The sequence below is a fragment of the Methanobrevibacter sp. UBA188 genome (assembly GCF_905234905.1).
Taxonomy (GTDB): domain Archaea; phylum Methanobacteriota; class Methanobacteria; order Methanobacteriales; family Methanobacteriaceae; genus Methanocatella.
Genome location: NZ_CAJOJM010000073.1, coordinates 1 through 4993 on the forward strand (window position 1 = coordinate 1; position 4993 = coordinate 4993).

3 protein-coding genes are annotated in these 4993 nt (G+C 33.4%); all 3 read left to right on the plus strand.

Translation table 11 applies throughout. The annotated features are described in order from the left end of the window. Positions 1-185 precede the first annotated feature (185 nt). The 3 genes from QZ143_RS09255 (at position 186) to QZ143_RS09265 (ending at position 4112) form a co-directional block, all read left to right on the plus strand. Positions 186-1379, plus strand: coding sequence for a hypothetical protein (locus QZ143_RS09255; RefSeq protein WP_292883501.1), 1194 nt, complete (start codon positions 186-188; stop codon positions 1377-1379). 199 nt (positions 1380-1578) lie between these two features. Further along, positions 1579-2898, plus strand: a complete 1320-nt coding sequence (gene aspS / locus QZ143_RS09260) for an aspartate--tRNA(Asn) ligase (protein ID WP_292608887.1) — start codon at positions 1579-1581, stop codon at positions 2896-2898. Positions 2899-2918: 20 nt separating this feature from the next. After that, complete coding sequence (locus QZ143_RS09265) at positions 2919-4112, plus strand: aminoacetone oxidase family FAD-binding enzyme (RefSeq protein WP_292883504.1); 1194 nt, start codon at positions 2919-2921, stop codon at positions 4110-4112. The last annotated feature ends 881 nt before the right edge of the window (positions 4113-4993 follow it).

Consider the following 4993-nt stretch of genomic DNA (forward strand, 5'->3'; position numbering starts at 1 on the left):
TAACTGATGAAAAAATGAACCTCTGGAACAGGGGGGATAGCACGGTAATCCTACTCTCGTGGGAGAGTATCAGCCCGTGAAGTAAGAATCCTCGACTTCTCCAAAGTCGAGGTAGTTCAATTGTTTTAGTATTTATATCATAAAATACATAAATTATATACATAATATAATTTAGGTGAAAGTTAATGAAAATTGATACTCATGTCTTATTTCTTATTGTAATCGTTGGTATCATTTCCGTAGGTTTGGTCGGTGCAAATGTTTTAAGCAACGATCACTCAATGAAACAAGAAGTATTTGATGGTATTAAGATTTCAGTGCCTTCAGATTCTAATTTTGTTAAAACCGGGGATGGTGTGTATAAGGACAGTAAATATGGTGTCACTATTCACACATTCAAAAACAATGATTCAATGATTAATTATTTGAAAAATACTAAAAATTCGAAAATCGTACCTGTTGAAAATCAACCTCCGCAATCAGTCGCATTTAAAAAAGGCGACACAATAAACATATTGGTAACTAATGGTCAGGAAGGAGTTTCAGTCAGTTCTAAAGATGGTGGACTTACTACTCAAATAGCAAACAATATTGTATTTAGTGATAATCACAAATCTCAAAAACCTGTTCCTGTTTTAAATGTTGCTCCTCCAACTATGACTAAAGAAAAGGATTTCAATTTAATAATGCTTCTTATAGCTAATGTGGATACTAAATTTTTCAATATAAATCTTTTCCAAGCTAATCTTCCAATTATAATTGGTCATTATAATGAAGTCCATATGAATGATATTGGATTTGTATTTGAAAATCCTAATGCTCCAAATGTTGACTCTTTAAATGATTCTGCAAGTGACGGAATTGACCATTCTAATGTTGATGATGTGATAATTACTGATAATGACAATGCAACTTCATCTGCTGGCGGTAAAAATACTACTTCATCCGGTGATGATTTGGCTAATGAAGTATCTACAAAATTGATGAATGACAGTTCTTCTTCCAACAATGCTCCAAGTTCATCCCAAAGTAGTCCTGCTAGTTCAAGCTCTGCATCTTCAAGTCCTAGCCAACCTGCTTCTTCAGGTTCATCAAGCGGTGGTGCAGTAGCTAGTCCTAGTTCAAGTCCGTCAAGTCCATCTTCTAGCCCATCCTCAAGTTCATCCAGCAATACTCCTAAATATTCCTATGATGACTGTAAACAGCTTGTGGAACAGTACTTAATAAATTTAAAGGGCTATGAGATTGACAACCATGACCAATCCGGTGACAGTTATGTCTTCTATATTGTGGACAGTACTCATAATGATAAAAGTATGGGTGTAATCACTGTAGATGCTAAAACCGGTCAAATAGATGATTCTCAATTCAATAAATAATAATTTTTTATTATTTTTTCTTTTTTTATTTTTTACAAATAGAATTATAAGTTATAACTCATTTTTTTAATTCAAAATATTTTTTTCAGCTACTTTTTTTCCTATTTCACATATGTTTATTAAACATTAAAACTAAACTAAAATTATAATGAAAATTTATCATTATTATTGATTTTTTTAAAACCGCGAGGTGAATAATTTGCAAGGTTTATTAAAAGATTGGAGAAGAACTAATTACGCTAATGAATGCACTTCCGAAATTGCAGGCAGTGACATTACCGTCATGGGTTGGGTACATGAAATCCGTGACTTTGGTGGTATCATGTTTGTAATTCTACGTGATGTAACTGGTAGAGTTCAAATTACAGCTCCAAGTAAAAAAGTAGAAGCAGAAATATTAGAAGAATTAAGAAATTTAAGAAAAGAATCAGTTGTAGCTATTAAAGGTATGGCTCAAGAAGCTCCTAAAGCTCCAAACGGCGTTGAAATTTTACCAAAAGAAGTTAAAATTTTAAACTTAGCTAACCAGCCTTTACCAATGGATCCAACTGAAAAAGTTAAAGCTGGAATTGATACAAGATTGGATTCAAGATTCTTGGATATCAGAAAAGAAAATGTTTCAGCAATTTTCAAAATTAAAGGTCAAATGTTCCATACTATCAGAGATTTCTTCTATGATAATGGATTTTATGAAATTAACACTCCTAAACTTGTAGCTTCAGCTACTGAAGGAGGAACTGAATTATTCCCAATTACTTACTTTGAAAAAGAGGCTTTCCTTGGCCAATCTCCACAATTATACAAACAAATGATGATGGCTAGTGGAATGGATAAGGTATTCGAAATAGGTCAAATCTTCAGGGCTGAAGAGCACGATACATTAAGACACTTGAACGAAGCTGTTTCCATTGATGCAGAAGCATCATTTGCTGACGATGAAGATGTAATGAAAATCTTAAACGACATGATTATTCAGGTATTGAAAGATGTCAATGAAAACTGTGCTGATGAATTGGACATTTTAGGCCATGAACTTGAAGTGCCTTCTGGTGATTTCCCTGTTGTGACCTATGATGAAGCACTTGATATCGTAAACTCCAAAGATGTTGAAATGGAATGGGGAGAAGACTTGTCTCGTGAAGCTGAAAAGGCATTAGGTGACACAATGGGTGGATTCTACTTCCTGACCAGATGGCCAAGTGAAATCAAACCGTTCTATGTCATGCCTGTAGACGGCGATGAAAAATACTCTCATGCCTTTGATTTAATGTACAACAACTTAGAGTTATCTTCTGGTGCTACTCGTGTTCACCAATACGATTTACTCGTAAAACAAATAGAAGAAAGAGGATTAAACCCTGCTGGATTTGGAAGCTATCTTAAAGCATTTGAATATGGTATGCCTCCTCATGCAGGTTGGGGTGTAGGTGCCGACAGGTTAACCATGGTATTAACCGGCTCTGAAAACATCCGTGAATGTGTACTCTTCCCAAGAGACAGACACAGATTAACCCCTTAAATTTTCTTTTTTTGATTAAAATGAAAGAATATGATATAGCTGTTATTGGTGGAGGACCTGCTGGAATGATGGCTGCAATTGCGGCCAGTCAAAATTCCTCCAGCGTAGTATTGCTTGAAAAGAATCCGTCCCTGGGTCGCAAGCTCCTGCTGACCGGTGGCGGAAGATGCAATATCACCAACAACAAGCCAATAAAACAGTTGTTGAATTCTTTTAACAATAAAAATTTCCTTAAACACTCTTTTTATACATTTACAAATGAAGATTTGTTTTCTCTTTTTGATTTTGAATTTATCCAGGAGGATAACAACCGTGTTTTTCCAAAAAGCGAAAAGTCAAGTGATGTCTTGGACGGTCTCATTAAAAAGTTGGATAATGTAGTTATAAGTTATAACTTTGAAGTAAAAACGATAACTGAAGACTTTATTATTAATGATGAGATAAAAGCAGATAAGATTATAATCGCTACCGGCGGTGTAACCTATCCGCAGACCGGTTGCAATATAAAAAATTACTCTTTGACTTCACAGCCATTGACTGACATCAAATATGGGCTTTCACCGTTAATTACCGAAAAGGATTTGTCAGACATTGCCGGCATAACTCTAAATGATGTTGTTATAAGTTATAAGAAAAGCAGGGTAAGGGGAAATGTACTCTTTTCACATGTCGGTTTGACTGGTCCGGGAATTATAAACTTAAGCAATGAGATATCTGAAGGTATAAGTTATAACCTGTTGGAGAATGACCCTGAAGTGGATTTGGAGATAGCTATTGATTTATGCCCAGAATATGGTCGTGAAGAGCTTTTTAAGAGATTCACATCAGATTTCCAGTCCAAGGGAAAGACAATGCTTAAGAATTATCTGAAATTGTTTTTGACAAACAGTTTCATCGACTTCTTTTTAGGTGAAATTGATTTGGATGGTGAAGTTCAATTATCCAGAATCAACAAGAAAAGCAAAAACAGATTGGTTGAAAACCTGAAAAGATTCACTTTTAAAATCATTGGTTTCAACGATAATCTGGCTAAAGTGACTGTCGGTGGTGTTGATTTAAAGTATGTCAATCCGAAAACGATGGAATCAACATTGACACCTGGTCTTTATTTTGCAGGTGAGGTTTTGGATGTTCACGGTCCGACCGGTGGCTATAATCTGAAAATTGCCTTTTCGACAGGTTATCTGGCAGGTTTGTCAGCTAGTGAAAAATAATTGATGTACTATTATTTTTAGACATTAACGATTTCTATTTTCAATTTTCAAGATAATTTCACTTCTCGATATATATCCCAATTTTCAATTGACATCAAAAGTTACAATGCTCACTGTTAATGTCTAATATGGTTGATATTATCATATGTTGCATATTAAACTAGTTAAATAATTCATCATGTTTTGCTTTTAATCATTACCTACATCACTTGGTTTTCTCTTTTTCCGCATATCATTTCCAAATTTTCAAGGCAATTTTACATTGTTAAAGCATTATTGCAGTATATTTTTAAAAAATAAAGGTTTATATGGATTTATTTTTATAATTATCTAAATGATGCAAGAATACCCTGACCTCTTCAAGGTCGTGGATGAATTGCACTATTGGGTGTGCTATTTTTTTATTTATTTTTTTATTTTGTGTTTTTTGGGGGCTGTTTTAGGTCGTGAATTTTTGTTCAGTATACTTTTTTTTATGGATTTTTAATAATTGCTTTGAGTATGAAAAATTGTTTTGGGTTTGAAAAATTGCTCTGAGTTCGTTATTCGAATACTTTTCAAATGCTCTCTCTCATTTTTTATATAGGAGTAATTATAAATGAGATATTATTCAATTAAATGTAATTTTAATTGTTGTTTTAAAAAAGAGTAAATGTTTTTTCATTTTTTTTAGAAATGAATAAAAATAGTATTATAAGATGGACTGGAGGAAATGTGATTTATGGGCGAATATATTAGAGGTGTGGTTGTTAAACTTCATGTAACTCCCGAACAAGAAGTCATGTTTAAACAAAACTATGGTTGTACTCGTAAAACCCATAATGAACTTTTAAATAAATATAAAGCCAAATATGGTGATTCTAATAAAATTCCAACTAAAA

Excerpts from the sequence above, each read along its gene's own strand:
- QZ143_RS09255 (WP_292883501.1), top strand. The coding sequence starts at position 186 with ATGAAAATTGATACTCATGTCTTATTTCTTATTGTAATCGTTGGTATC.
- QZ143_RS09265 (WP_292883504.1), top strand. The coding sequence starts at position 2,919 with ATGAAAGAATATGATATAGCTGTTATTGGTGGAGGACCTGCTGGAATG.